We start from the raw sequence: 23,941 nt of genomic DNA on the forward strand, positions 1-23,941 counted from the left end.
GGAAGCTGGAGCTACTTGATCTCGGTGTTGCGGACGATCTTCCCGTTGTCGACCTTGTAGGTCCACACCGTGGTCGACGACAGCTCACCCTTGTCGTTCCACTTGAAGTGCTTCGTGATGCCCTGGCCGTCGTAGGTCTTGACGTAGTCGAGCAGCGCCGGGCGCGTGGTCTTGCCCGAGTCGATGCCCTTCAGCAGGATCGTGGCGAGGTCGTAGGCCTCGGGCGAGTAGGTGCCCGGGTCCTTGCCGGTGGCGGCCTTGTACGCGTCGGTGAACTTGGTGAACTGGTCCGCCGGCACGCACGGGCAGGTGAAGTAGGCGTTCTTGGCGGCTTCGCCGGCGCCCTTCACGAACTCGTCGTCCTTCACGCCGTCCGGGCCCACGAACTTCGCGGTGACGCCGGCGTCGTTCAGCTGCTGCGCGAACGGAGCGGCTTCCTGGTAGTAACCGGAGTAGAACACCGCGTCGGGCGCGTTGGCCTTGATCTTGTTGACCACGGCCGAGAAGTCGGTCTGCTTCGTCTTGACCTTGTCCTCGCACGACAGGGCACCGCCGAGGGCCGCCTTGGTCGAGGTGGCCAGGCCGACGCCGTAGTCGGAGTCGTCCTGGATGACGCAGACCTTCTTGGCGCCGAGCTCACCGGTCATGAACTTCGCGGCGGCCGGGCCCTGCGTGTTGTCGTTGCCGAGACCGCGGAAGAAGGTCTTCCAGCCGTTCTCGCTCAGCGTCGGGTTCGTGGCCGACGGGGTGACCGTGACCAGGCCCGCGGTGTTGAAGATGTTGCCCGCGGCCTTGGACTCACCCGAGAACGGGAGACCCACGACGCCGATGATGCCCGGGGTGTTCACGATCTGGGTCACGATGCCGGGCGCCTTGTCGGGCGTGCCCTCCGTGTCGTACTGCTCCAGCTTGACCTGGCAGCCCGGGTTCGCCTTGTTGTGCTGGTCGACCGCGAGCTTGGCACCGTTCAGGATGTTGATGCCGAGGGCCGCGTTGGCGCCGTTGATGGTGCCGGCGTAGGCGATGGAGGTCGGCGAACACTGCGCCTTGCCGTCACCCGCCGGGTCGGCGGCGTCGGCGGCGGCCGACGGGGCCGCGGCCTGCGGCGCGCTGCTGTCGGATCCGCCGGATCCGCTGTCGGTACGCGCCGCGCACGCGCTCAGGGAGATGGCCCCCGCAGCCGCCAGCACGAAGATCTTCGTGAGTCGTGCTCTCTGCACTCTTCCTCCAAATGCCACCCAACCGTTCGAAGTGAACGGCTCGTCCCTATGTGGGAACTGACTGGCCGCTGAAAGTAGCCGCCCCGTGAGGTGTTGCACAGAGTTACCCGCTGTCTTGTATCCACATCGTGACGGTCGTCACCGGCAGTAATGGATGTTCTCCACCCGATTGTCGCAATCTGACAACCGGGTGATGACAATGAGTACTCGGATCACGCCTCGATCGGGGCACTTGACTTACGGCCAGATCGATGTAGGCAGTCTAGGGACTCCGCTCAGCAGGGGAAGAAGCAACGGGCCAAGATCAGACTCGAAGGTAGCAAACTTGCCCTCCCGGACCCCGCACAGCGACGGAAGACCACACCAAAACGGGCGCGACCCCCTGGTCACGCCCGTTTTGCCACCCGGATGGGTGAGGCCTAGCCGATGCTCTCCACCACGGCCTCGGCCACCGCCTTCATCGTCGTGCGGCGGTCCATCGCGGTGCGCTGTATCCACCGGAACGCGTCCGGCTCGGTGAGCCCCTGGCGGCTCATCAGCAGGCCCTTCGCTCGGTCGATGACCTTGCGGGTCTCGAGCCGGTCGGTGAGGCCCGCGACTTCGGCCTCCAGCGCCTGCAGCTCGGAGAAGCGGCTCACGGCCAGCTCGATGGCCGGCACGAGGTCACGCTTCGCGAACGGCTTCACCAGGTACGCCATCGTGCCCGCGTCGCGGGCCCGCTCGACGAGGTCGCGCTGGCTGAACGCAGTGAGGATGACGACCGGCGCGATCCGGTCGCTCGTGATCTTGGCGGCCGCCTCGATACCGTCGAGTTTCGGCATCTTGACGTCGAGGATGACGAGGTCGGGCTTGAGGTCGGTGGCCAGGTTGATGGCTTCTTCACCATCGCCGGCCTCGCCGACCACCTCGTAGCCCTCCTCACGCAGCATCTCGACCAGGTCGAGCCTGATGAGCGCCTCGTCCTCGGCGACGAGCACCCGACGCTGCGGCACGGTGGCGGCACCGTTGGCCTCGGTAGCCTGTTCGGTCACCGGGGTCCTCCTGAAGGCTCGGCGGGACGGTTGACTCGCGGTGACCCGCGAAAGGTCAGCCTACCGGGAACGATCCAGTTCCCAAGATGGCGTTCACCACGAAGTGGCGACCGCGACACCCCCGCCCCGCCACACGCGCGTCACCGGTGATCGCGTAAAGTTCCCCGCGCTCGCCCCCGTAGCCCAACTGGCAGAGGCAACGGATTCAAAACCCGTCCAGTGTGAGTTCGAATCTCACCGGGGGCACGAGCAGTGACCAGCACAAATCGGCCACTGACCAGGCGAAACCCGGTCAGTGGCCGATCTTGTGTCGACCGGCGGCGCGTGACGGCGACCGGCGGAGACCGGCTACGCGCGGTCTATTCGCGGTCCACACGACCGCGTCGGCTGAGCATCCACACCAAGATGTTCGTGCCGGTGGCCGGCCGCCGGCACTCGCCGTGCAGCGGATGCCGACCGCGGTGAACGAGACTCCGTTGCGAAGATCATGACTCCGCGCCGCACTCGTCGTCCTGGCTACCGCCGTTCGACGGGTTCCTGCGTCCTCGGACCTTGGCAACGCCCCAGACACCTACCTGAATGGCCAGCCCGAGAAGCGGCGAAACCCATCCCGGGACACCAGATGCCGCGCAACCGACCTGAGCCAGCGTCTGCACAAAGTAAAGCCGCGGCGGGTCGGATGTCGTTGTGGTCGTTCAGGCCCAGGCTTCGGGCAATCTTCTCCACCGCGACCTCATAAGGCCACGTGTCACGCGCGGCCGGAACGGGACTGCGGGCATGCTCACGGCCCGGGCGGGCCGCACGTCGACGAGCCAGTAGCTGCGGTCGGCGAGAGCGAAGAAGCCCGGGCTGTGCTCACGGACGCCGTCGGCGGTGCCGAATCGAAGCCGCATGGGCTGCGACACAACGTCCAGCCGGATGGTCTGGCCGCGTCAGGTGGCCGGGTATTTCCTCGAGGGTTCCGACGCCGCTAGAAAGAGTGTGTTCGACCGGTCTCCGCTTGTCCGCTCGGATTCGGTGCCCGGCAGGGGCGAGGACCGGGCGGACCGGTGATCATCGGGTGTGGCTCAGTCGGATCCGGCGGACTTGCGTCCCGTGGCCACGCGGGCGGTGAGGCCCTCGAGGATCCGGCGAAGGCCCCAGAGGTACTGCTCGGTGGAGATGTAGCCGGCCATTGTTGCCGCCGCCGCGGCGCTGAGCGGGAACTGGTCGGGCGGTCTCGCAGAGAAGGCGAGCTGGCGGGTGGCGATCCGTTCCGACTCCGCCGGCATCGGGACCTTGTGCCGCACATCGGCGACTTCCAGGGCGAGGGAGCCGAAGATGTAGACGAACAGCAGGTAGGACGCCCGCGCGGCGTCGGTGGCGTCGAGTCCGGCGTCGGCCAGCAGTTGCAGGAGTCGTTCGGTGAGGGCCTGCGCGACAGGCCCGTCCATCCGGCTGCCGACCATCAGGCTGACCGCGCCCGGATGTGCGGACAGTTTCGCTCGCAGTTCCAGGGCCAGCGCCTCCACGCGTTCGCGCCAGGGCTGCGCACGGTCGGCGAAGACGTCGTGGTCCACCTCGCTGAGCAGCCGCTCGACGAGTGCATCGATCACGGCGGCCTTGTCCGGGAAGTAGGTGTAGATCGCGTTCGGGACCACGCCCACCCGCGCGGCAATCGCCCGCACGGACGCCGCGTCCGGGCCGTGGTCGAGCAGGCTCAGCGCCGCGTCGAGGATCTCGTCCTCGGTGAGGGCGCGTCGCGGACCGCGAGGGCGTCGCCCACCTGATTCGGACACGGGTGCCTCCCTCCCCTTGACTTCGGTACCAGCAGGGTAGACGGTTCTTTGTACGGCGTACAAATCATGTACACCGTTCAGAGATCAACAAGGAAGGTCACGATGCGCACCACGCACGTCGACAGACTGAGGGGTCCCCCTCGCGAGACCGGAGGGTCAACGATGACGGCGGTCGTGCAGGACCGCTACAGCGCCGCTCCCGAGGGCCTCTTCCACGTCGCGCAGATCGACATACCCACCATGGGAGACGACGACATCCTGGTGAGGGTGCGCGCGGCCAGTGTGGATCGGGGCACCTGGCACATCATGTCCGGCCTGCCGTATCCGATCCGGCTCGCCGGCTTCGGACTGCGCCGCCCGAAGTACTCCAACCCCGGCCGGAACCTGGCGGGAACGGTCGAGGCGGTCGGCCGCAGCGTCACGGGCTTCACCCCCGGCGACGAGGTGTTCGGGATGTCGACCAGCACCTTCGCGCAGAATGCGACCGCCCGACCCGGCAAGCTCGCCCCGAAGCCGGCGAACCTCTCGTTCGAACAGGCTGCCGCTGTCCCGGTCTCAGGGGTCACGGCCCTGCAGGCGGTCCGCGACCATGGACGCGTCCGGGCCGGTGAGAAGGTGCTGATCATCGGCGCCTCGGGCGGTGTCGGGACGTTCGCCGTGCAGATCGCGAAGGCGTTCGGCGCGGACGTCACCGGCGTCTGCAGCGCCGGCAAGGTGGAGATGGTCCGCGCCCTGGGCGCCGACCACGTCATCGACTACACCCGTGCCGCCCTCGCCGACGGCGGACACCACTACGACGTCGTCCTCGACATCGGCGGCAACGCCCGGCTGTCCGATCTACGGCGGGTTCTGACACCACGGGGACGACTGGTCATCGTCGGCGGAGAGAGCGGCGGCCGGCTGCTCGGCGGCAGCGACCGACAGATCCGGGCGAAGCTGCTTTCGCCGTTCGTCCACCAGCAGCTGGGCACCTTCGTCGCGAAGGAGAACGCCGGCGACCTGATCGCGCTCGGCGCGCTCATCGAGGGCGGAAAGCTCACCCCCGCGATCGAGCGCACCTACCCACTGACCGAGGTCGCCGCGGCCATCCGCCACCTGCTCGACGGGAAGACCCGAGGCAAGCTCGTCGTCTCCGTCCTCCCCCAGGCACCCGCCACCGGGAGCACACCATGACCGATCCCCGCACGTCCTACCCCGTCCGTGTCGACGCGGCGCTCGAGCCGTCGGGCTCCCGCGGCCTGTGGCTGGTCAAATGGCTGCTGCTGATCCCGCACTTCGTCGTGCTGTTCTTCCTGTGGATCGCCTTCAGCGTAGTCAGCGTGATCGCGTTCTTCGCCATTCTGATCACCGCGCGCTATCCGCGACCGTTGTTCGACTTCAACGTCGGCGTGCTGCGATGGAGCTGGCGGGTGAACTACTACGGCTACAGCGCCCTGGGCACCGACCGCTATCCGCCCTTCAGTCTCGCCGACGCGGCCGACTACCCGGCGCACCTCGACGTGCCCTACCCCGAGCGGCTGTCCCGCGGCCTGGTGCTGGTCAAGTGGTGGCTCCTGGCCCTGCCGCACTACATCGTGCTGTCGATCCTCGTCGGCGGCGGTCTGTGGGCCGGCTCCGGTGCGACCACCGACCCTGGCTGGAACGCCGTCGCGGGCGGTGCCGGCCTCATCACGCTGCTCCTGCTGATCGCCGCGATCGTGCTGCTGTTCACCGGCCGGTACCCGAAGTCCCTCTACGACTTCGTGCTCGGCATCAACCGCTGGGCGCTGCGCGTGGCCGCCTACACCGCACTGATGACCGACCGCTATCCGCCGTTCCGACTCGACCAGGGCGGCGCCGACCCGGTACCCGCCCACCCCGCCCCGCCATCGCCTTCCGGACCGCCGTCCGCAGGACAGCCGGCCGAGGAAACCCTTGGCCAGGCCGGATAGCGGCAAGCGCCCACGCTGGTCTCGATCATTGATCCGCGCCACCTGATCGTCGCTTTCGAACGGAGGACCGGACTGTCCGATGTGGACAGTCCGGTCCTCGTGCCGAACGTCGCGCTGGCGCCCGACGCTTCGTCGAGGAGATCCACCCCAGCCGGCCTCTGGGAATCGTCGCAGGCTCTCCAGCACCCCGTCGGTGAACACCGGCAACCTCCCGCCAATGCCCAGAGATTTCCAAGTCAAGAGCCTGCTCAGCCAGATCCGCCCGATTTTCCCGAGTACTGCGGCGGCCCCTCGTCGACGCCACGCTGAAGAGCGGGTTCTCGCCGAGGGGCCGCCGTGGCGGACACGGGTCAGGCGGGCCGCCGGACCGCCGTCCCCTGGTTGTTGTCGATCAGGTAGCGCCAGACTCCGTCCGCGCCGCGGCGCAGGACATCGCTTGCCGAGCCATGGAAGTGCATTTTCTCGCCGTCGGGGCCGGTGCCGTCGATCGACCAGTCCAGGATGATCTCGGCGGTGTCGCCGGCGACGAACACGTGGCGTGTCTTGGCCGTGAGCGACAGGCCGAGCGTGAGGAAAGGCTCGAGATCGTCAACGATCCCGGCGTGGCCGGTGACGGTCCGACCGTCGGGCTTGACGAGCACGACCTCCTGCTCGTACAAGGGCATCAGCTCGCTGATCTTGCCGGAATTGAATCGCTCGACCAGCGCCGTGACAATGTCTTCGGGCTTGGTGGGCAGTGAGCAGGACTCGGACATCAGGATTTTCCTGTTCGCGTTGGCGAACTGTGGTGTCACAACGACAATCTATAATCGGACCATTTAATGGTCGTTTCCGATGCCGTGATTTTTCAGACGAAGGTGAACAATTGGTCGGCTTCGAAGCGCGAAATCGGGCCGTTGTTCACTTTCGCCCGGTCGGGGTAGCCGAGAGCCAGTAGCACGGTCGTGGTGTGACCGGTTTCGCGGATCATGAACGCCTTGTCGACACTGGTCGGGTCGAACCCTTCGAGCGGCATGGCCTCGACGCCGAGCTCAGCGGCCGCCATCATGGTCATGCCCAGCGCCATGTACGCCTGCTTGTCCATCCAGTGGTTCAGGTCCTTGTAGCGGTAGATGTGCAGGTCGAGGAAGTCGCGGCTCTTCGACTCCCGCAGCCCCTGCTTTACCGGGTCCGGGAACCGGCCGTCGGCTCTCTCCTTCGAGAACACCGCCTCGACATGACTCTCGGGCAGATCTGCCCGGGTGGTGAGGATGATGACGTGCGACGCGTTCAGGATTTTCTCGTTGTTGTGCTCGAATTGTTCACCCAGGTTGCCGGCCAGCCGCTCTTTGCCTTCGGGTGTGGCGACGACGTAGAAATGGTTGGGCTGGATGTTCGTCGACGTGGGCGTCGAGCGAAGGAACCTCAGCAACTGCTGAAGGGTTTCCTCCGGAACGGTCTTGCTGGGGTCGAAATACCTGGTGAGATGCTTGCTCATGAGCTTGTCGAGGTTCAAGTAAATCCGCCTTGTTCTTGCAACCAGCGGGTGAGGGGTCAGCGACGGTCGGGCACGTCCGTCAATTGGTGCGCTCGCGCGGCGCGCGATCAGGCACCACCGCACGGCCCGGGAACCGGCCATCAACCAACCCCTTGTACTCAGGGTGATCGGCAATGTAATCCGCCACAAAGGTGCAGTAATTGGTGAGCTTCAGGTCCCGCGCCAGCAGATCGTCCAAAGCATATTTCACCAGCCGCGTCGCGATCCCACGACCGCGATACTCGGGCTCGACAATCGTATGGCTGAGCGTCACCCGCTGATCACCACGCGGCGTGTGGTAGACGATCATGCCGACCACCTGCCCGTCCACGACAGCCTCATACGAACCATTTTCGGCGTTCCTCTGTACATCCATCTCAAAATCCACTTCATCTCTCCTGACGCCTTCTCGAGCAATGGCCGGTCGCGTACGAGCACCACACGGGACTGGGAGTCCGTGCCGGCCACGCCGACCGGCCGCCTTGTCCGCGCAGCGCGCTTGATGCGGGGGTGTTCACCGCGGTGACGTTTTTCTCCTGTCACAGGGCGCGCGCGGAGGGAGCGCTGCCGACGTCAACGAAGTGGCTGAACGGCACCGTCAGAAGCTCACCAGCAGCGCGTAGGAACGCGCCGGCGAGCACACGGAGTGTCCCCGACAGGATCGGAGCGCAGCTCGGCTTCGTCCCGAACATGTTCAAGACCATCACGGGGCATGGGAGATCAGCCTCCGGTAGGTGCGCACGGGTACCTCCGTCGGCGCGAACCCGCCGCCGTGCTCGGTGCGGGTCGTCATGCTCGGGTGAGAATGCTGCACAGCCATCGAGACCAGGGTTCGGAAAACACGAAGTGTGAACGTGCCGTGCACGTATCACCAAGACAGGAACTGTCAGTGGACCTCATCGATCTCGACCTCGTGACGGCGGTCGCGGAGACCGGCAGTATCACGCACGGCGCGGCCCGGGCCCGGCTGTCCGTACCCTCGGCCAGCGGGCGCATCAGCAACCTGGAGCGCACCCTGGGCGTGACGCTCTTCGACCGTGGCCGCCGCGGAGTCGCCCTCACCCCGGCGGGACAGGTGCTGGTCCGCCACGCCAGGTCCGTGTGCCACGCGGTCGGCCGGCTGCGCACAGAACTTGACGAGTATGCGCAGGGACACGGCGCCACCGTCCGCGTCCGGGCCAACGCCGCCGGCACCGCGAGCCTCATGCCGGCCGCCGCCGTCTCGTTTCTCGCCCGGTACCCGCACGCCCGCATCGACCTGGAGGAACGCCCGAGCCACCGCATTGTCGCAGCGGTGGCCGGAGGCCGCGCCGATATCGGAATCGTCGCCGACTCCCACGAACTCGTGCAGCTCGAAACCCCGGTGATCCGCCCGGATCCGCTGGTGGTCGTCACCCTCCCCGACGACCCGCTGGCCCGCCTGTCCCGGGTACCGTACGCCGACGTGCTGGGTCGCGCGTTCGTCGGCCTGAACGTCGCCAGCCCGTTGCAAGAGCACCTGGAGACGCACGCCCAGCCGCTCGGCACCCAGCCGAGGTATCGCGTCCGGCTGCCCACCATCGACGCCGCCTGTCACGCCGTGGCCGGGGGAATCGGCATCGCCATCCTGCCCTGGTACAGCGTGCGGCGCTGGCGCACCAGCGGCACCCTGGCCGCCGCCCCCCTGGCCGAACCATGGGCGGATCGGCGGCTGCTCGCCTGCTTCACCAGCGACCGCGATCTCTCGGACACGGCCCGCGCACTCCGCGACCACCTGCTGGCCCACGCCGACGACGAAGACGGCACGGACGAACCGACATCGGGCGGCGACTGAGGGTAGGAATGTTCGCCCAGAAGGTGAAACGCCCCTGTCAGCAAAGGATCCTTTGCTGACAGGGGCGTTCGACGCGGCCGGCGCGGCGACCAGGACATTCGTCTACTTGGTTGATCTCCGCAATCTCCAGAAAGCGAATCCACCCTCTTCAACGATGGCGATGCTGCTGACGTGGATCCGACAAAAAACAGAATCGGCCACTGTGGCCGAACCCTTACGAGCGGACTTGGATGATCGTCTTGCCCTTGGGCGGCACAGTGGGGTTGAACGCCGCGACGGCGTCATCGAGGGGCGCGACATTGCCGATGTTCGTCCGCACCCTCCCGTCGCGCACCCGCTGGGCGATCTCGCCGAGTTGGGCGCGATCGGGCTGTACAACGAAGTCGACCGCCAGACCGGAACGGGGCCGTGCCTCCGGCGGTCCGGCGACGGTCACCAGCGATCCGCCATCTCGGACCAGCGCCGCGGACCGCTTCCCGATATCGCCGCCGAAAACGTCAAACACCAGGTCGACTCCGCCGACGTCCTCCAGCGTGTCGTTCTCGAGGTCAACGAACTCCTGTGCGCCGAAGTCGAGTGCCGCCTGGCGGCCGGAGGCGCGCCCGGTACCGATGACGTAGGCACCCGCTTCCCGCGCGAGCTGCGTTGCCATCGATCCGACCACGCCGGCCGCACCGTGGATGAGAACGCTTTGCCCTGCTTGCAGGCGGCCGTGTTCGATCAGCCCTTGCCACGCGGTCAAACCCGACATCACCAGGCCCGCGCCGGTGGTGAAGTCGACATCGCCCGGCAACGGTGCGAGGTTGCGCGCCTCGACGACCACGTATTCCGCGAGGGTGCCGTCACGGGGTCCAGTCCGTGAGGCCGAACACGCGCTGACCGACGGACAGGCCGGCCGCGCCGTAGCTGAGAGAAGTGACCACTCCGGCAACTTCGTGCCCTGGGATCGACGGCGTGCGGTCACGCCCGAGCCGATCGATCCACGTGGACGGCCACGACAGCTCATCCCAGGTAAAGCCCGAAGCGTGAACCTGAACGACGACATCGCCGTAGTTCGCGCCCGCGAGGTCGGCGAGCTTCGCGGTATCCGGATCGGGTCGTTCAGCGAGCTTCATCCCGGCCCGTCCCGCGACCTCGTCCGTCACCGTGATCGCCTTCATCCGGCACCCTTCTCTCTTCGTTCGGCCGTCGTGCCACTTATTGTGGACGATATAGTCCATCATGGCCGTCTCCGGAAGAACCTGCCAACCCCAACCGCGAGGTGCCGCGGGCCGACCAGTTTTGCCGCCGCGTTACGCACATCTTGCGGGTGGGTGCAAGGGAGGACAAATGCTGTTATGCGGCTCGCCCATGTCCAAACCGGCATATCGCAGTAGCTCCGCCGGAGGACGTCTTCGCCATCGCGTCGGACAGCGGTCAGATCCACAATAGGCGGCGTTCACTTCACCCAAACGGGGGTGTTTCCGGCGTGAGTGCCGCCCGAGCAGCTACCGATCCGGCCGCGGGGTCCGCTCGCAGCTGTGACGGACTGAGACCGTACTTGGCGCGACACAACCGGCTGAAATGCGCCGGGTCCGCGAATCCCCAGCCGGAGGCCAAGGATGCGATCGTCCGGTGCGCCTGCGACGGGTCGCCCAGATCTCGACGCACACCTTCCAACCGCAGATGCCGTATGTAGTCAGCGACCGTGCAAGGCTCGTCAGCGAACAACCGATCGAGAGTTCGGGCCGACATGTGGTGAGCTGCGGCGACAGACGCGTGGGACAGATGCGGATCGGCCAGGTGAGCACGAACGAACGCGAGGATCTCCAGGCGAAGTGTCGATGCTGGTGCGGGGGCAGCAGGTTCAGCGTTTGCCAGCGTCGCACCCAGGAGCGCGAGGCCGGCATCACCCATGCGTGCAGCCGTATCGAGCTGCAATCGGTCACGCTGCGCCACGCTGCTCACCAGAAATTCAGCCAGCACGGCGCCGGCCCCGTCTGAAGCGGGGAACGGATGGTCCATCGCGGCAGCAACAGCCTGGTGACGCATGCCGAGGGCATGCCGAGGCAGCGTCAGCACAGCGCAAGACCACATTCCACCGAAGCTCAGCGAGTACGGCTTCCCCGTGTCGTACACCGCCAACTGGCCCTGTTCGATGGCAACTTCACGACTGCCCTGGCAGACGATCGCGCTGCCACGCAGCTGCAAACAGACCTTGAGGTGATCACTGCCGATCCGACCGATATCGGCCGCCGACCGGACGAATACCTGCGGGTTGCCCGCGACGTTGAACGCTTCGACCAGGCCCAGCTTGGCTTGGTAGACGTTCCCGAGCGGCTCGCGGGTCCCGACCCCCTCGGGCGTCGTTCCCGCGAACACCGACTGCACATGCGCGCGCCAGGAATCACCTTTCAAGACGTCACGTCGGTCCGGTGACCTCTGTCCGACTGGCTGTGACATCGGCGGAAACCTCCTACACCGTGGCGCAAATCGACAACCGGCGACGCGGCTTCATGGCGTCTACTAGCGGTCAACCAGCCCAACCCCGGTGGAACACCGGACGAAGAAGAAGGGTAGGGCAGTGTCGGAAAACTGTTACACCTACATCGTCGTCGGTGCGGGTTCCGCCGGCTCTGTGGTCGCGGCGCGGCTGTCCGAACGCCCCGACGCGACCGTTCTGCTGCTCGAAGCCGGCCCGCCCGACACGCTGCCCGACATCAGCGTGCCGGCAGCATGGCCGGCGCTGTGGGGAACAGCCGTCGACTACGCATATCGGACGGTACCTCAGCAGCATGCCGGCGGCGTCGAGAAGTACGTGCCCCGGGGACGGACACTCGGCGGTTCGAGCGCCATCAACGCCATGCTGTGGCTCCGAGGACACCGCGCGGACTTCGACGCATGGGCCGCCGCGGGTTGCGGCGGCTGGGACTACGAAGGCGTGCTGCCCTACTTCAAACGACTCGAATCAGTACCCGACGGTGACCCGAAGTACCGCGGCGACAGCGGTCCGATGCGGCCGGCCGTCGCGGAGAACCCGCATCCCTTGACACAGGTCTTCGTCGACGCGGCGGTCGCCGCGGGACATCCGCGCACCGACGATTTCAACGGCCCGCACCAGGAGGGGGTCGGCCTGCACGATCTCAACATCGTCAACGGGCGCCGCCAAAGCAGCGCCGACGGTTACCTTCACCCGATCATGGACACCCGTCCGAATCTCACCGTCGCGACGAATTCACGAGCTCGGAAGTTGGTCTTCGACGGTGATCGATGTGCAGGCGTCGAGTTCGTGAAGGACGGGAGGCTGGTGTCGGCCGAGGCCTCGAGCGAGGTCATCCTCAGCGCGGGCGCCATCGACACCCCCCGTCTCCTGATGCTCTCCGGCGCAGGGCCCGCCGACGTGCTGACGGCGGCCGGGGTCGACGTGGCCTTCGACCTTCCGGGCGTCGGCGCGAACCTCCACGAGCACCCGCTGTGCAGCGTCGTGTTCGAGCTCGCCGAACCGGCCGCCGACAGCCTCGGGTCGCACACCGAGGCGTCCATGGTTTTCCGCAGCAATCCGGCTCTCGAAGCGCCCGACATGCAGTTGGTGTTCATCGAGGTGCCGTTCCATCAACCAGAGCTGCAGGCCCCTGCCAACAGTTTCACCATCGGCGTCACGGTCGTTCCGAAGAGCCGCGGCTCGCTGCGCATCGTCAACGCCGACCCTGAGACTCCCCCGCAAATCGATCTCAACTTGCTCGCCGATGAACACGATGTAAGCCGGCTCGTGCACGGAATCCGTGTTATCCGGGAAATAGCCGCAACCGAACCGTTCGCCGGCCTGATAAAACAGGAATCACTCCCCGGCCCCGCGGCAACTGACGGCGCCGCTCTTCGCGACTACGTCACCCGTGGAACGGGCTGCTACAACCACTCGAGTGGCAGCTGCGCGATGGGTGTGGGACCGACGGCAGTGGTCGGCCCCGATCTGCGCGTCCACGGGATCCGCGGGCTGCGAATCGCGGACGCATCGATCATGCCACGCCTTCCCGTCGTCAACCCGAACGCGGCAGTGATGATGATCGGGGAAAAGGCCTCCGACCTCATCGGCTCTTGACTTGACTCCCCTGGCCGGATCATTCACCTCCGAAGGAACGATTCATGACGCTCACCAGCTCACCCGAGATCGATCTCGGCGTCCGCGAATACGACCAGCTGATCGACGGGACTTGGACCTCAGCGCGGAGCGGCGCCACGTTCGACTCTCTGAACCCACTCGACGGGTCCGTGTTCGCGCGGGTACCGGCCAGCTCTCGCACGGACATGGCCGATGCGGTCGCCGCCGCCGATCGGGCCCAGCCGAAGTGGTCAGCGATGTCACCCTCCGCCAAACAGGCATTGTTCCTCCGGGCGGCCGAACTTCTCGAACAGCGAAGCCAAGCGGTTGTGCAGGCGTTGGCGACGGAGACCGGGGCCGGCTTTGGCTTCGCGATGTACCAGATGACGTGGTCCGCTCAGCTGCTGCGGCTGGCCGCCGGCTGGGTCTTCGAAAGCAAAGGCAAGATCCTCACCACCGATCACCCCCACACGATGCAGTTCGCGGAACGAAAGCCACTCGGGGTTGTTGCCAGCTTCTCTCCGTGGAACGGCGCAAACCTGCTGGCCTGGCGCGCCGTGGTCGCGCCGCTCGCGGCCGGGAACACTGTGGTGCTCAAGCCATCGGAGGAAGCCCCGGTGACCGGTGGTGTGCTGATCGCGCAGGTTCTGCACGACGCCGGATTCCCCGCGGGGGTGATCAACGTCGTCACCCATGCCGCGGCCGACGCCGCTGCCGTCTCGGAGGAGTTCTACGAGAACCCCGCAGTGCGATGCCTGTACTTCACCGGATCGGCTGCCACCGCCAAGATCATCGCAGCCCGTGCGGGGGCCGCGCTGAAACGAACAGTGCTTGAGCTCGGCGGCTACAACCACATGATGGTCCTCGACGATGCCGACCTCGACCATGCGGCCAAGCTGGCGGCATTCAGCTCATTCTTCCACCAAGGCCAGACTTGTATGAGTGCCCGCCGGATTCTCGTTCAGCGCTCGGTCTACGACGAGTTCCTCGCCAAGTTCTCCGCGGTGGCCCGGTCCATGCCGATGGGAGACCCGAGCGAACCGGACACGATCTTCGGCCCGTTGATCAACGACCGAGCCGCGGGCGCCGTACGCGCGAGGATCGATGACGCGGTAAATGCCGGCGCTCGAATCTTCTCCGGCGGCGTCAATGACGGTCGGATGTTCGAGCCCACCATCATCGTCGACGCGCCCGATGAGAACGATCTTTCGTGTGAAGAGACGTTCGGGCCGGTGGTGGTCGTCCGGCCGATCGATAATGACGACGAGGGCGTGGAGCTGGCGAACGCGAGCCGCTACGGGTTGTCGTTCTCCGTGGTCACCGGCGACACGAGCCGCGGGATGGCAGTGGCATCGCGGATCAACAGCGGTGCCGTGCACGTGAACGGCCCGACGATCGACGACGAACCGCACCTGCCCAACGGTGGCACCAAGGAGAGTGGTTGGGGACGTTCAGGGCCTGACGCGCTCAACGACTTCAGTGAGCTGCGATGGATGAGCGTGGAGCTGGGTACCCGTAACCTGCCATTCTGAGACTCACGTTCGTCACGCTGAGGCGCGGTGGCCCCGATAGAGATCTACCGGGGCCACTGTGCGACACGGAAGGAGAAGGTCGGCCATTGTCGGTCACCGTTCTTCCGCAATCCCACGCGGCGTTCATGGGCGGCAAACTCGACAACCGTAAGCTGGCAGTGAGTGGGACAGCTTGGAGTGGAAACCAGCGATTACGGGTTCACCGGACCAGCCCCGTGCCGTAAGCTTTTATCATGAAGAAGCCCGCTCTCGACCCCGCCCGGGCTCATTCGCCTGCGCCGCAATACCCGATTGATTCGGTCGACAAGGCTCTTCGGGTCCTGTTGCTGTTGGGGGATCGTCCCGAGCTGCGGATGACAGAGGTAGCCGAGTACTTGGAGGTGGCATCTTCCACCGCACACCGGCTGCTGGCGATGCTGCAATACCACGGTTTCATCCGGCAAGACCCCCGAACCAAAGCGTACCGGCCGGGCACGACGCTCACAGCCGTGGCGTTCTCCGTCATGCAGCGGTTTGACGTGCGCGAAACACTCCGTCCATTTCTCGAGGAACTCAAGAACGAGTTCGCCGAGACCGTCCATCTGGCGATCCTCGACGGCACCACGGTGCGGTTCATCGACGCCTTCGAGAGTACGCGCGCGGTCCGCGTCGCGTCGCGGCTGGGCCAGGCGATGCCGGCCAACTGCACATCGACCGGCAAGGCGCTGTTGGCGGAGTTCTCGACCGAAGACCTGCACCGGATGTATCCCGACGAGCAGCTCGAAACCCTGACCGTCAATTCGGTGGGAACGCGCAGCGAACTGAAGCGAGAGATCGAACGGGTCCGGCGGCGCGGGTACGCGACGAGCAACGAGGAGAGCGAGGACGGCGTGGCATCGATCGCCGCCGCCTTCCCCGCCGGCAACCTCCCGGCCCGGCTCGCGATCAACGTTTCGGTGCCGGTGGGACGCCTGTCGCGGGTGGAGGTCCGGCATGTCGGCCAGCGTCTCAAAGAGACGATCGCCCAAGCGGTCCTTCTACTGCACTAGTACTTGTCTGACAAAGGGTCTTGGCGTGTGACTGCCATGCAGTCCGTGTGTCACGGTTCCAGTTGCTGTCAGACGATCAGTGGGCGTTGATCGAGGACCTGCTGAGCATTCGGTGGGCTATTCCTCGATTGTCAGCTGCGTCGGGCCCGCGATGTGAAGCTTCTGTTGGACAACGACGTGGTCGAGCTGCGCCGCCAGGCGCGGGATCGTCGTTGATGCCAGGTAGGTCTCGGCGCCCGCGTCGATCATGCGGCGGATCGGCCCCTCGTAGCGGATGCCCCATTCCGGGTCCTCGATCTCGGCGACAACGACACGCGCCTTCGGGTACGTCTCGCGCAAGGCGCTGATCAGCTGCGGGCTCACCGGCGGCACCAGCACCACATCCGCCGTCTTCGGCGCGGAGTGCAAGTCCAGCACGATGTAATCCGACCCCAACTGCTCGGACAGCGCCGCACGGGCCGCACGGGACAGCTTCATCGTGGTGGCCACGACCGTCGGGTTGTCGTAGCCTTCCCGCGTGCCGGGATCGACGTCGAACGCGGTGCTTGTCACGGTCGCGATCGGTTCGCCGTCCCTCGTGATCACGAGGTCCTCGCCGCCGATGATGAGGTCCGCGACGTCCTGAGGCAGCTGCCGCACATCGATACGGGTCGTCATGACACTCGATCATGGCACAAAATGCGGTGCAGCAACTCGGCCGGCGAATCACCGACGCCGTCAACGCCCACATACCCGGGCTGCTGCAGCGATACGGCGTCGGTCCCGGCGCCGCCGCAGCGCTGCTCCCGGCCGCCGACGCGGCCCTCTCCACGATCGTCACATTTCACGGCCCCACCCTGCGCACTTGCGAGTGCAGGGAGTGCTCAGGGTGAGGCCCGCGACGTACCGCTTTCACTCCATCACAACGGTCACTGCCTTGGTTTCAGTGTAAGACAGCAGCTCGTCCACCGACTCTTCACGGCCGACGCCCGACGACTTCACGCCGCCGAACGGGAGGCCCCAGTAATGCCGGGAACTTCCGTTGATCCATACGTAGCCGGCCTGCAACTCGCTCGCGATCCGGTGAGCGCGGGTGACGTCACTGGTGAAGACTCCCGCGGTAAGTCCGTATTCGCTGCTGTTGGCGATGGCGACCGCTTCGGCTTCGTCCCGGAATGTCAGCACCGACAGCACCGGACCGAAGATCTCGGCAACCGCGGCTGGATTGTCGGGAGAAATTCCCGCCAGCACCGTGGGAGAGACGTACCACCCGTCCGGTCCGACAGTGTCGGGTCGACCGCCTCCCGCGAGCGCCTTGCCGCCCGCAGAGGTTGCCGCAGCGATGGCGTCCAGGGATTTGTCGTACTGGTTGCAGGAAATCACGGGACCCATCTGAGTGTCCGCGTCGAGCGGGTGGCCGACGCGAATCGATCGGACATGTTCGACGACCGCCTCGAGAACCTGATCGGCGATCGATTCGTGCAGCAGCAGCCGGCTGGTCGAGCCACAGGACTGACCGGCCGTGGCCGTGTAGTTCATCCCGAACACCGCGCTCTCGACAGCTCGGTCCAGATCCGCGTCGGGCAGGACGACAAGGGCGTTCTTGCCACCCAGTTCGAGGCTGACGTACTTGACACCGGCCTCGGCGGCTGAGCGTTGAATCATCCGGCCGGTGTCGGGAGCACCGATGAAACCGATGCGCCGGATCAGTGGATGCGCGACAAGCGCGGCTCCGCTGACCGCGCCGCGCCCGCTGATGACCGCGCAGAGATCGGGGCCGAAGACTTCGGCTGCCAGCTCCGCCATTCTCAATGCGGACAGAGGCGTCTGGTCGGGAGCCTTGAGCACGACCGCGTTGCCTGCAACCAGTGGCGCCGCGACCTTGGAGGCGGCGAAGAACAGCGGGTGGTTGAACGGCACAATGCGCGCGACGACGCCGTAGGGCTCCTGCAGGCTGTAATGCAGGTTGCCCGACAACGGATAGGTCGACCCACCGAGCTGCAGTGCGTGGTCGGCCATGATGTCGACGATCGTCGCCGCGGCGCCGACATCCGCCCGCATCACCGGCAGCGGGAAGCCGGCGTCGATCGTGTCGATCGTCGCCAGTTCCTCCTCATGAGCGCGGAGGAGCTCGGCGAATGCGCGAACCTTCGCGGCGCGGGCACGCACAGGTAGTTTTGCCCACTCACGCTGGGCTTCGGCTGCCGCGCGGACGATCTCGTCCACTTCGCCGGCCGAGCAGTCGGGCGCGTCGGTCAGGCGCCGGCCGGTCGTGGGGTCTTCGATCTCGTATCGGTTCCGCGTCGGCATCGGGCGGCCGTGAAGCTGCACCTCCCAAGACCGGTCGACGACGGTGGAGAGCAGGTCCCGCGTGGTCATGTGGGGAGTCCTTCACTTGTCGGAGGAGTCATCGGTGAAGCAACCCACCGCTGACGGAGAGGACTTGTCCGGTGATGAAACGGCTGTCGTCGGAGAGCAGGAACGCGACAACACCGACCATGTCCTCGGGTCCGGCGTCCCGGTGGAGTGCTTGCGCGGCGTGCATCGCTTCCTTTTGAGCCGCCGAGACAGTCCCCCGGGGCACCTCGGTGTAAGTGGGGCCGGGCGAGATCGCGTTCACGCGGATTCCGTCGCCACCCAGTTCGCGTGCCATCGAGTAGGTCATCCCGGTCACGCCGCCTTTGCTCGCGGTGTAGTGCAGGTACCCGGCGCGGCCCAGCCACACGGCGTCGGAGGAGACGTTGACGATGCTCGAGTCACCACCCAGCCTCAGGGCGGGCAATAACGCGGTGGTCAGCAGGAACGGCCCACGCAGGTTTACGGCCATGAGGCGGTCCCACTCTTCGACCGGGATCTCCCAGAACGGGCGCATCACGATCGTCGAGAAGATGGCCGCGTTGTTCACCAGGCCGTGCAGGCTGCCGAACTCACGGTCGACGAACTCGGCGAAGGCGCGACACGAAGCCTGGTCGCCGACGTCGAGGTAGTGGAAGCAAGCATTGCCACCCGCTTCGGTGATCTCGGCGGCGACCTTCTCCCCGGACTCGGTGTTGATGTCGGCGATGACGGCGGTCCCACCGTCCGCCGCGACGCGCTGGGCGTAGGCGCGCCCCAATCCTTGCCCTCCGCCGGTGACGACGACGGTGCGTCCCTCCAGCGAGGTACTCATGCGCCCACCACCAGGGAGCGGTGCCGTGAGGACGGTTCGTCGCCGGGCACGATTTCGGCCTGGAGCTGGGTCAGGCACTGGGGGCAGAAGGTTTGCCGGAAGACCACGGGCCGGTCGGTGAACCGGGCCGCGTCTTCCCGGACGGACGGTCCGGCGTTGGCGGGCAGGGTTTCCCGGACCAAGGCGTCGCGCATCGGTGCCGCGGCATCACCGAGAACCTGTGCGCAGTGCCGGCAGACGACTTGCCCGTCCGGTTGCTGTTCGAGGTTGTCGTCGAGGAAGAGCGTCATGCGTTGGCCTCCTGGCGGTCTTCGTCCAGTCCGGCACGGCTGCGCCGGAGTGCTGCGCGGCGGGTTCGCGTCGCTTCGGTGTCGACGGTGCCGTCTGCCGTGAGGACGACGCCGTAGACGTCCGCCGCTCCGGCCGGCGAGACCTTGTGCGCGATCACATCGGCCGCGACCGCCTCCGGATCACGCAGCATCGGGTCCCCGTATCCGCCGCCGCCCTGCCAGTGCGTGAAGTAGACGTCGCTGCCGCCGAGCTCCGTCTCGTGGTGCGTGGGCAGCACGTCCGGCTCGCCGCCGAGCTCGGCAAGCGACGACGGGATGCGCCCGTCGGCGAAATCGGCGTGGACGGTGGTGGACCTCAACAGGACGTCGTGCTGGGTTCCCGCGGGGAGCCCACCGGCGAGGCCGCCGGCCAGGGGAAGAGCCTTGCCGGGTGCGGAGACGACGAGGTGGACGCCGCCCAGCGGGCTGTCATAGGGGATGAAGCAGCTCGAAGCGCCGACCCCACCGCGGTAACGACCCGGGCCACCCGAGTCCGCCTCTTCTCGACGCCACAGGTAGAGCATGGGAAAACTGAACTCGTTCATCTCGACGTCCGCGACGCGTCCCATCGGGATGCACGCCAGGCCACCGGTATCGACGCCGTCGGAGTGGGTCCGTGCACCAAGGCCGCCGGCCATCGAGTCGCACAGCATCGTGACGAAGCCACCGCCGCGTTGGTCGACGCCGGCGAGCAAGGCGAAGTCCCACGTGCCGCAGCAGACGCTCATCAGGCGCTCGCGGTGCCGGGGGTGGGCGTCGAGCAGCCCGGCCAGGCATTCGGTGACGACGTTGGTGGTCGCCCAGGCGGACGCGACCGAGGCCTTGCCGATCCCCGCCGGGAAGGTGCAGTTGTTGATCGTGCCGGGTTCGCTGACGATGTCGAGACAGCGGTAGAGGCCGCCGGGCGCCCAGGGGATGTCCCCGCACAGCGTGGTCAGCAGGACCGGCATGATGCCCCCGCGCAGGCCCGCGTAGGTGCAGTTGATCAGGCCGTCGACCTGAGGATCGGTGCCGGTGAAGTCGAAGGTCAGCTGGTCGCCGGTCTTGGTGAGGGTGCAGACGATCTTGTAGATGCCGCGGTCACCGGAGCGGGCGGAGTCCTGGTGTGCGACCGAAGTCCAGGAACCGTCGGGCAGTTCGGACAGTTTCGTGCGCAGCCGCGACTCCGCGTCGTTGAGCACGCGGCGCATGACGGCTTTGACGGTGGCGGCGCCGTACTTGTCGCAGAGCGCGCGCAGCCGTTCGTGCGCGACGTTGTTGGCCCCGATCTTGGCCCGCAGGTCGAGCGCGACCAGCTTGGGCACGCGCGAGCGCCGCAGGTACATGTCCTCGATGTCGGCACGGATCTCACCGCCTTCGACGATCTTGACCGGAGGGGTCGGCACGGACTCCCAGAACACGTCGGTCGCGCCGACGGACCAGCTGCCCGGCGAAACGCCGCCGAGGTCGACCTGGTGCGCGACCGCTCCCGTCCAGGCGAAGAGCTCGCCGTCGACGAACAGTGGCGCGAACAGGCTGACGTCGTTCTGGTGAAGGCCGCCGCCGACCCAGGGGTCGTTGCACAGAAGCATGTCCCCCGGGCGAATTCCGGGACGTGCGGCGCGGTGCCGCAGTGTCCAGTTCGCCGCCATGTCCAGTGACGCGGCCAGTTCGGTGTTGTAGAGGCCGACCTGGACGACGTCACCGACCTCGTCCATGATCGCGGCGTCGAAATCGTTGCAATCGGTCACCACGACCGAGCCGGACATGCGTTTGAGGGCCTCCCCCATCTCCTCGGTGATCGAGGTGAGGCGGTGGCGGATCACCTCGTAGGTGAGGGGGTCGAGGCCGTCCACGACGGACTGATCGATGTCGTGCAGGCGCACGGCGTCGCCGACGATCCGGCGGGTCTCGGCGGGAGACGTGGGCAGGTTCGCGAATTCCTCGGAACCTGAAACGGGGATGACGGGCATCGGCGCGTTCCTCTCAGGCCTTGGTGTAGCTGATGACGAGGTTGCCGAGCCGATCGACGCGGCCGATGCAGCCTTCGGGCAGGGCGACCGTCGTGGTCGGGGCCTCGACGACGGCGGGGCCCTTGATTTCCTGGCCGGCCCCGAGGGCGCGGTAGTCGAAGATGTCGGCGCGCTGCCAGCCGCGGCGCGCGTCGAGGAAAACCTGGCGGGTGCTGGACGGGACCGGCGCGTCGGTCGCGACGCCGACCTCTGCCAGCCGAGGTCGGATCGGCAGCTCGCCGACTGCCTGCGTGCGGTAGGTGATCAGCTGCAAACCCGCCTCGGCGAACCCGGACCCCTTGCCGTACAAGCGTTCGTAGAGCTCACCGAAGGCGGTGGAGACGTCCTCCAGCCCGGTCGTGTCGATCGCGCCGGCCGGGACCGGTGTCGGGACTTCGGCGAGCTGCATCGTGTAACGAAGGTCGGCCTCGTTGCGGTAGATGACGTTGCCGAACGCCAGTTTCTGCACGCCCAGCCGGCCATCGAGCTCCGAACGCAACTGCGCGAACGCCGCGTTGAAATCCTCCACCGGGTTGGGGAAGTTGCTCGGCGACGACATCTCGGCGGTGAGCACGATGTCCGACGCGGCCAGGCCGTAGGCGGAAAACACCGCGGCGGTCGGTCCGAGCGGGACCACCACCTCCGCGACATCGAGGTCGGCCGCATAGCTGGCGCAGTGCATGGGACCCGCGCCGCCGAAGGCGTAGAGCGCGAAATCGCGTGGGTCCTGCCCGGAAGTGACGACGACTTTGCGGACGAGGTCCGCGGTCTGGGCGTTCTGGATGGCGTAGATCGCGGCCGCGGCGTCGTCGACGGACAGGCCCAGTGGCTCGGCGATGTGCGTCCGCACGGCCTCGGCCGCGAGGTCCTTGGACAGCTTTTTGCGGCCACCGAGGAAGTTGTCCGGGTTGATGATGCCGAGCAGCAGGTCGACGTCGCTGACGGTCGGTTCGGTGCCACCCTCGCCGTAGCACGCCGGGCCCGGCCGCGCACCGGCGCTGCGCGGACCGACGCGCAGGTTGCGCCCCGGGTCGACCCAGGCGATCGCGCCGCCGCCGGCGCCGATGGTGTGCACGTCGACCATCGGCACGTTCAGCTGGTACTGGTTGAGCACCGTGCTCGTCGTGGCCACCGGTTCACCGTCGACGACGAGCCCCGCGAGGAACGTGGTTCCGCCCATGTCGGTGGAGATCACGTTGCGGTGCCCCAGGGCGTCGGCCAGGCGGGTGCAGCCCACCACACCTCCGGTCAGGACGGAGCCGATCGTGGTGATCGCCCGCGACGGGGCGTCACCGGAATCGACGCAGCCGCCCGAACCCTGCATCACGAGCAGCGAACCACCGAAGCCGAGAGAGCGCAGCTCGGCCTCCAATGGCCGCAGGTAGTCCCGCAGCCGCGGGCCGACCTGGGTGTTCATGATCGTGGTGGCGCTGCGGGCGTACTCGCGAATCCGTGGGCTCACATCGCAGGACAGCGCCACGTACAACCCGGGCGCCTCCTCCGCGATCAACTCGCCCACCCGCCGTTCGTGCGCGTCGTTTCGGAAGCTCCACAACAAAGACACGGCAATGGCCTGTGCGCCGGCCGCGACGAGCTCGCGAATCGCGATCCGGGTTGCCGCTTCGTCCAGGGCCACGACCTCGTGTCCCTTGTGGTCGATGCGCTCGTCGAGCTCGCGAATCAACTGCGGCGGCACCAGCGGCTTCGGCTTGTTCGTCAGCACCATGTCCTGGACCTGGTCCGAGCCGAGTCCCGCGTAGCGCCCTTCGAGGTTCATGATCGCGATCGAGTCCGCGTGCCCGCGCGTGGTGAGGAAACCGACCGTGGCCACGTCCCCGGTGACCAACGCGTTCAAGGTCGAGGTCGTCCCGTGCACGATGTAGTGGGTGTCGGCGAGCAGCTCGGCGGTCTCGATCTCGAGCGCTCCGGCCAGTTCGTCCAGAACCGCGAGGAACCCCCGGGAGAAGTCGGGCGGAGTGGACGGAGTCTTGGTCGCGGCCACCCGTCCCGCCTCATCGGCGGCGAAGGCGTCCGTGAACGTGCCCCCGATATCGATGCCTATCACGTACGCCACGGATTGCTCCCTCTACTCGACATTGACCAGAGCTCCACTTGGGATGGAGACACGGTAGACAGCCGCGTGCTCTGTTGTCCAGTGCGAGTTTCTGCCTGGCAGAGAACACCGCGCGTCCGGGTGACGGGTTCCCGACGTTTCGGCCCAGGTCCGGCGGAAGCAGTGGACCTCGCCACCCGCTTGACGTCGGTCAGGCGGAACGCGTTTCGAAGTGATCTCCGGCTCGACGCGGAGTGGTCCGCCACGCAGCGGAACGGCAGCAGTTGCCGTTGTCCGACAACGCTTTGTCAATCAGTGACGTTGCAGTCGGCCAAACCGATCGGCACCGCGCACACCGTGGAACCGGCCGGCACGAACCGGCCGTCGATCCGCACGGGCGTGGGCCGGTCGCAGCCGAAGGTTCGCGGTTCGGGACTTGGGCGCGCGGATGCGCTGCCGGGCCGTGCAGCGCCACATCGTGGCGCTCGGCGCA

Annotated in this window: 19 protein-coding genes, 1 tRNA gene and 1 pseudogene; 7 read left to right on the forward strand and 14 right to left on the reverse strand. The window is 66.8% G+C overall.

Going from position 1 to position 23,941, the window contains the following annotated elements; translation table 11 throughout:
- Positions 1-11 precede the first annotated feature (11 nt).
- Positions 12-1,190 (reverse strand): branched-chain amino acid ABC transporter substrate-binding protein, encoded by a 1,179-nt coding sequence (locus ACFY1H_RS23940; RefSeq protein ID WP_386950508.1) that lies wholly within the window; start codon positions 1,188-1,190, stop codon positions 12-14.
- A gap of 449 nt (positions 1,191-1,639) precedes the next feature.
- Positions 1,640-2,251 carry an ANTAR domain-containing response regulator gene (locus ACFY1H_RS23945; RefSeq protein ID WP_220242049.1) on the reverse strand — a complete coding sequence of 204 codons (612 nt, stop codon included), beginning with the start codon at positions 2,249-2,251 and terminating at the stop codon, positions 1,640-1,642.
- Positions 2,252-2,423: 172 nt separating this feature from the next.
- Here ACFY1H_RS23945 and ACFY1H_RS23950 point away from each other — a divergent pair.
- Positions 2,424-2,497: transfer RNA gene (locus ACFY1H_RS23950), tRNA-Leu, on the forward strand.
- A gap of 821 nt (positions 2,498-3,318) precedes the next feature.
- Here the strand turns inward: ACFY1H_RS23950 and ACFY1H_RS23955 are convergent.
- A complete protein-coding gene (locus ACFY1H_RS23955) occupies positions 3,319-4,029 on the reverse strand; it encodes a TetR/AcrR family transcriptional regulator (RefSeq protein WP_386949671.1) in 711 nt (236 codons plus the stop codon).
- Positions 4,030-4,191: 162 nt separating this feature from the next.
- Here ACFY1H_RS23955 and ACFY1H_RS23960 point away from each other — a divergent pair, with 162 nt between their 5' ends.
- A complete protein-coding gene (locus tag ACFY1H_RS23960) occupies positions 4,192-5,202 on the forward strand; it encodes an NAD(P)-dependent alcohol dehydrogenase (protein WP_366581449.1) in 1,011 nt (336 codons plus the stop codon).
- Positions 5,199-5,960, forward strand: a complete 762-nt coding sequence (locus ACFY1H_RS23965) for a DUF4389 domain-containing protein (RefSeq protein ID WP_386949675.1) — start codon at positions 5,199-5,201, stop codon at positions 5,958-5,960. The genes ACFY1H_RS23960 and ACFY1H_RS23965 overlap by 4 nt, the downstream gene beginning before the upstream one ends.
- Before the next feature lie 350 nt (positions 5,961-6,310).
- Here ACFY1H_RS23965 and ACFY1H_RS23970 read toward each other — a convergent pair whose 3' ends face one another.
- The 3 genes from ACFY1H_RS23970 to ACFY1H_RS23980 form a co-directional block, all read right to left on the reverse strand.
- Entirely contained in the window at positions 6,311-6,754 is a 444-nt protein-coding gene (locus tag ACFY1H_RS23970) for a nuclear transport factor 2 family protein (RefSeq protein WP_366581447.1), read from the reverse strand.
- A gap of 53 nt (positions 6,755-6,807) precedes the next feature.
- Positions 6,808-7,455 (reverse strand): nitroreductase family protein, encoded by a 648-nt coding sequence (locus tag ACFY1H_RS23975; protein ID WP_386949678.1) that lies wholly within the window; start codon positions 7,453-7,455, stop codon positions 6,808-6,810.
- A gap of 61 nt (positions 7,456-7,516) precedes the next feature.
- Positions 7,517-7,864: a GNAT family N-acetyltransferase gene (locus ACFY1H_RS23980; protein ID WP_386949680.1), complete on the reverse strand. Its 348-nt coding sequence runs from the start codon at positions 7,862-7,864 to the stop codon at positions 7,517-7,519.
- Positions 7,865-8,365: 501 nt separating this feature from the next.
- Here ACFY1H_RS23980 and ACFY1H_RS23985 point away from each other — a divergent pair.
- A complete protein-coding gene (locus tag ACFY1H_RS23985) occupies positions 8,366-9,289 on the forward strand; it encodes a LysR family transcriptional regulator (RefSeq protein ID WP_386949684.1) in 924 nt (307 codons plus the stop codon).
- A 214-nt stretch (positions 9,290-9,503) separates the two neighbouring features.
- Here ACFY1H_RS23985 and ACFY1H_RS23990 read toward each other — a convergent pair.
- Together ACFY1H_RS23990 and ACFY1H_RS23995 are read right to left on the reverse strand one after the other, a co-directional pair.
- Positions 9,504-10,449, reverse strand: a pseudogene (locus ACFY1H_RS23990) (NADP-dependent oxidoreductase).
- Between the two features lie 283 nt (positions 10,450-10,732).
- Positions 10,733-11,686 (reverse strand): helix-turn-helix domain-containing protein, encoded by a 954-nt coding sequence (locus ACFY1H_RS23995; RefSeq protein WP_366581437.1) that lies wholly within the window; start codon positions 11,684-11,686, stop codon positions 10,733-10,735.
- A 166-nt stretch (positions 11,687-11,852) separates the two neighbouring features.
- Here ACFY1H_RS23995 and ACFY1H_RS24000 point away from each other — a divergent pair, with 166 nt between their 5' ends.
- From ACFY1H_RS24000 to ACFY1H_RS24010, 3 genes are all read left to right on the forward strand, one after another.
- On the forward strand, positions 11,853-13,367 hold the full coding sequence (locus tag ACFY1H_RS24000) for a GMC family oxidoreductase N-terminal domain-containing protein (RefSeq protein ID WP_366581435.1): 1,515 nt from the start codon (positions 11,853-11,855) through the stop codon (positions 13,365-13,367).
- 44 nt (positions 13,368-13,411) lie between these two features.
- On the forward strand, positions 13,412-14,899 hold the full coding sequence (locus ACFY1H_RS24005; RefSeq protein WP_386949688.1) for an aldehyde dehydrogenase family protein: 1,488 nt from the start codon (positions 13,412-13,414) through the stop codon (positions 14,897-14,899).
- 233 nt (positions 14,900-15,132) lie between these two features.
- Positions 15,133-15,927, forward strand: coding sequence for an IclR family transcriptional regulator (locus tag ACFY1H_RS24010; protein WP_386949691.1), 795 nt, complete (start codon positions 15,133-15,135; stop codon positions 15,925-15,927).
- A gap of 117 nt (positions 15,928-16,044) precedes the next feature.
- On the opposite strand, the gene ACFY1H_RS24015 is transcribed toward ACFY1H_RS24010, so the two are convergent.
- The 6 genes from ACFY1H_RS24015 to ACFY1H_RS24040 all read right to left on the reverse strand — a co-directional run bounded on the left by ACFY1H_RS24015 (position 16,045) and on the right by ACFY1H_RS24040 (position 23,469).
- Complete coding sequence (locus ACFY1H_RS24015) at positions 16,045-16,584, reverse strand: hypothetical protein (RefSeq protein ID WP_386949694.1); 540 nt, start codon at positions 16,582-16,584, stop codon at positions 16,045-16,047.
- 234 nt (positions 16,585-16,818) lie between these two features.
- Complete coding sequence (locus tag ACFY1H_RS24020; protein ID WP_366581427.1) at positions 16,819-18,285, reverse strand: aldehyde dehydrogenase family protein; 1,467 nt, start codon at positions 18,283-18,285, stop codon at positions 16,819-16,821.
- Between the two features lie 28 nt (positions 18,286-18,313).
- Positions 18,314-19,075 (reverse strand): SDR family oxidoreductase, encoded by a 762-nt coding sequence (locus tag ACFY1H_RS24025; RefSeq protein WP_366581426.1) that lies wholly within the window; start codon positions 19,073-19,075, stop codon positions 18,314-18,316.
- Positions 19,072-19,365, reverse strand: coding sequence for a hypothetical protein (locus tag ACFY1H_RS24030; protein WP_366581424.1), 294 nt, complete (start codon positions 19,363-19,365; stop codon positions 19,072-19,074). Before ACFY1H_RS24030 ends, ACFY1H_RS24025 begins: the two co-directional genes overlap by 4 nt.
- Positions 19,362-21,356, reverse strand: a complete 1,995-nt coding sequence (locus ACFY1H_RS24035; protein WP_386949698.1) for a hydantoinase B/oxoprolinase family protein — start codon at positions 21,354-21,356, stop codon at positions 19,362-19,364. The genes ACFY1H_RS24030 and ACFY1H_RS24035 overlap by 4 nt, the downstream gene beginning before the upstream one ends.
- A 13-nt stretch (positions 21,357-21,369) precedes the next feature.
- On the reverse strand, positions 21,370-23,469 hold the full coding sequence (locus tag ACFY1H_RS24040; RefSeq protein ID WP_386949701.1) for a hydantoinase/oxoprolinase family protein: 2,100 nt from the start codon (positions 23,467-23,469) through the stop codon (positions 21,370-21,372).
- Positions 23,470-23,941: the final 472 nt, after the last annotated feature.

Origin of the sequence: Amycolatopsis sp. NPDC001319, assembly GCF_042896185.1 — a bacterium.
Classification (GTDB): domain Bacteria; phylum Actinomycetota; class Actinomycetes; order Mycobacteriales; family Pseudonocardiaceae; genus Amycolatopsis.

Excerpts from the sequence above, each read along its gene's own strand:
- ACFY1H_RS23960 (WP_366581449.1), top strand. The coding sequence starts at position 4,192 with ATGACGGCGGTCGTGCAGGACCGCTACAGCGCCGCTCCCGAGGGCCTC.
- ACFY1H_RS23965 (WP_386949675.1), top strand. The coding sequence starts at position 5,199 with ATGACCGATCCCCGCACGTCCTACCCCGTCCGTGTCGACGCGGCGCTC.
- ACFY1H_RS24005 (WP_386949688.1), top strand. The coding sequence starts at position 13,412 with ATGACGCTCACCAGCTCACCCGAGATCGATCTCGGCGTCCGCGAATAC.
- ACFY1H_RS24010 (WP_386949691.1), top strand. The coding sequence starts at position 15,133 with ATGAAGAAGCCCGCTCTCGACCCCGCCCGGGCTCATTCGCCTGCGCCG.
- ACFY1H_RS24015 (WP_386949694.1), bottom strand. The coding sequence starts at position 16,584 with ATGACGACCCGTATCGATGTGCGGCAGCTGCCTCAGGACGTCGCGGAC.
- ACFY1H_RS24020 (WP_366581427.1), bottom strand. The coding sequence starts at position 18,285 with ATGACCACGCGGGACCTGCTCTCCACCGTCGTCGACCGGTCTTGGGAG.
- ACFY1H_RS24025 (WP_366581426.1), bottom strand. The coding sequence starts at position 19,075 with ATGAGTACCTCGCTGGAGGGACGCACCGTCGTCGTCACCGGCGGAGGG.
- ACFY1H_RS24030 (WP_366581424.1), bottom strand. The coding sequence starts at position 19,365 with ATGACGCTCTTCCTCGACGACAACCTCGAACAGCAACCGGACGGGCAA.
- ACFY1H_RS24035 (WP_386949698.1), bottom strand. The coding sequence starts at position 21,356 with ATGCCCGTCATCCCCGTTTCAGGTTCCGAGGAATTCGCGAACCTGCCC.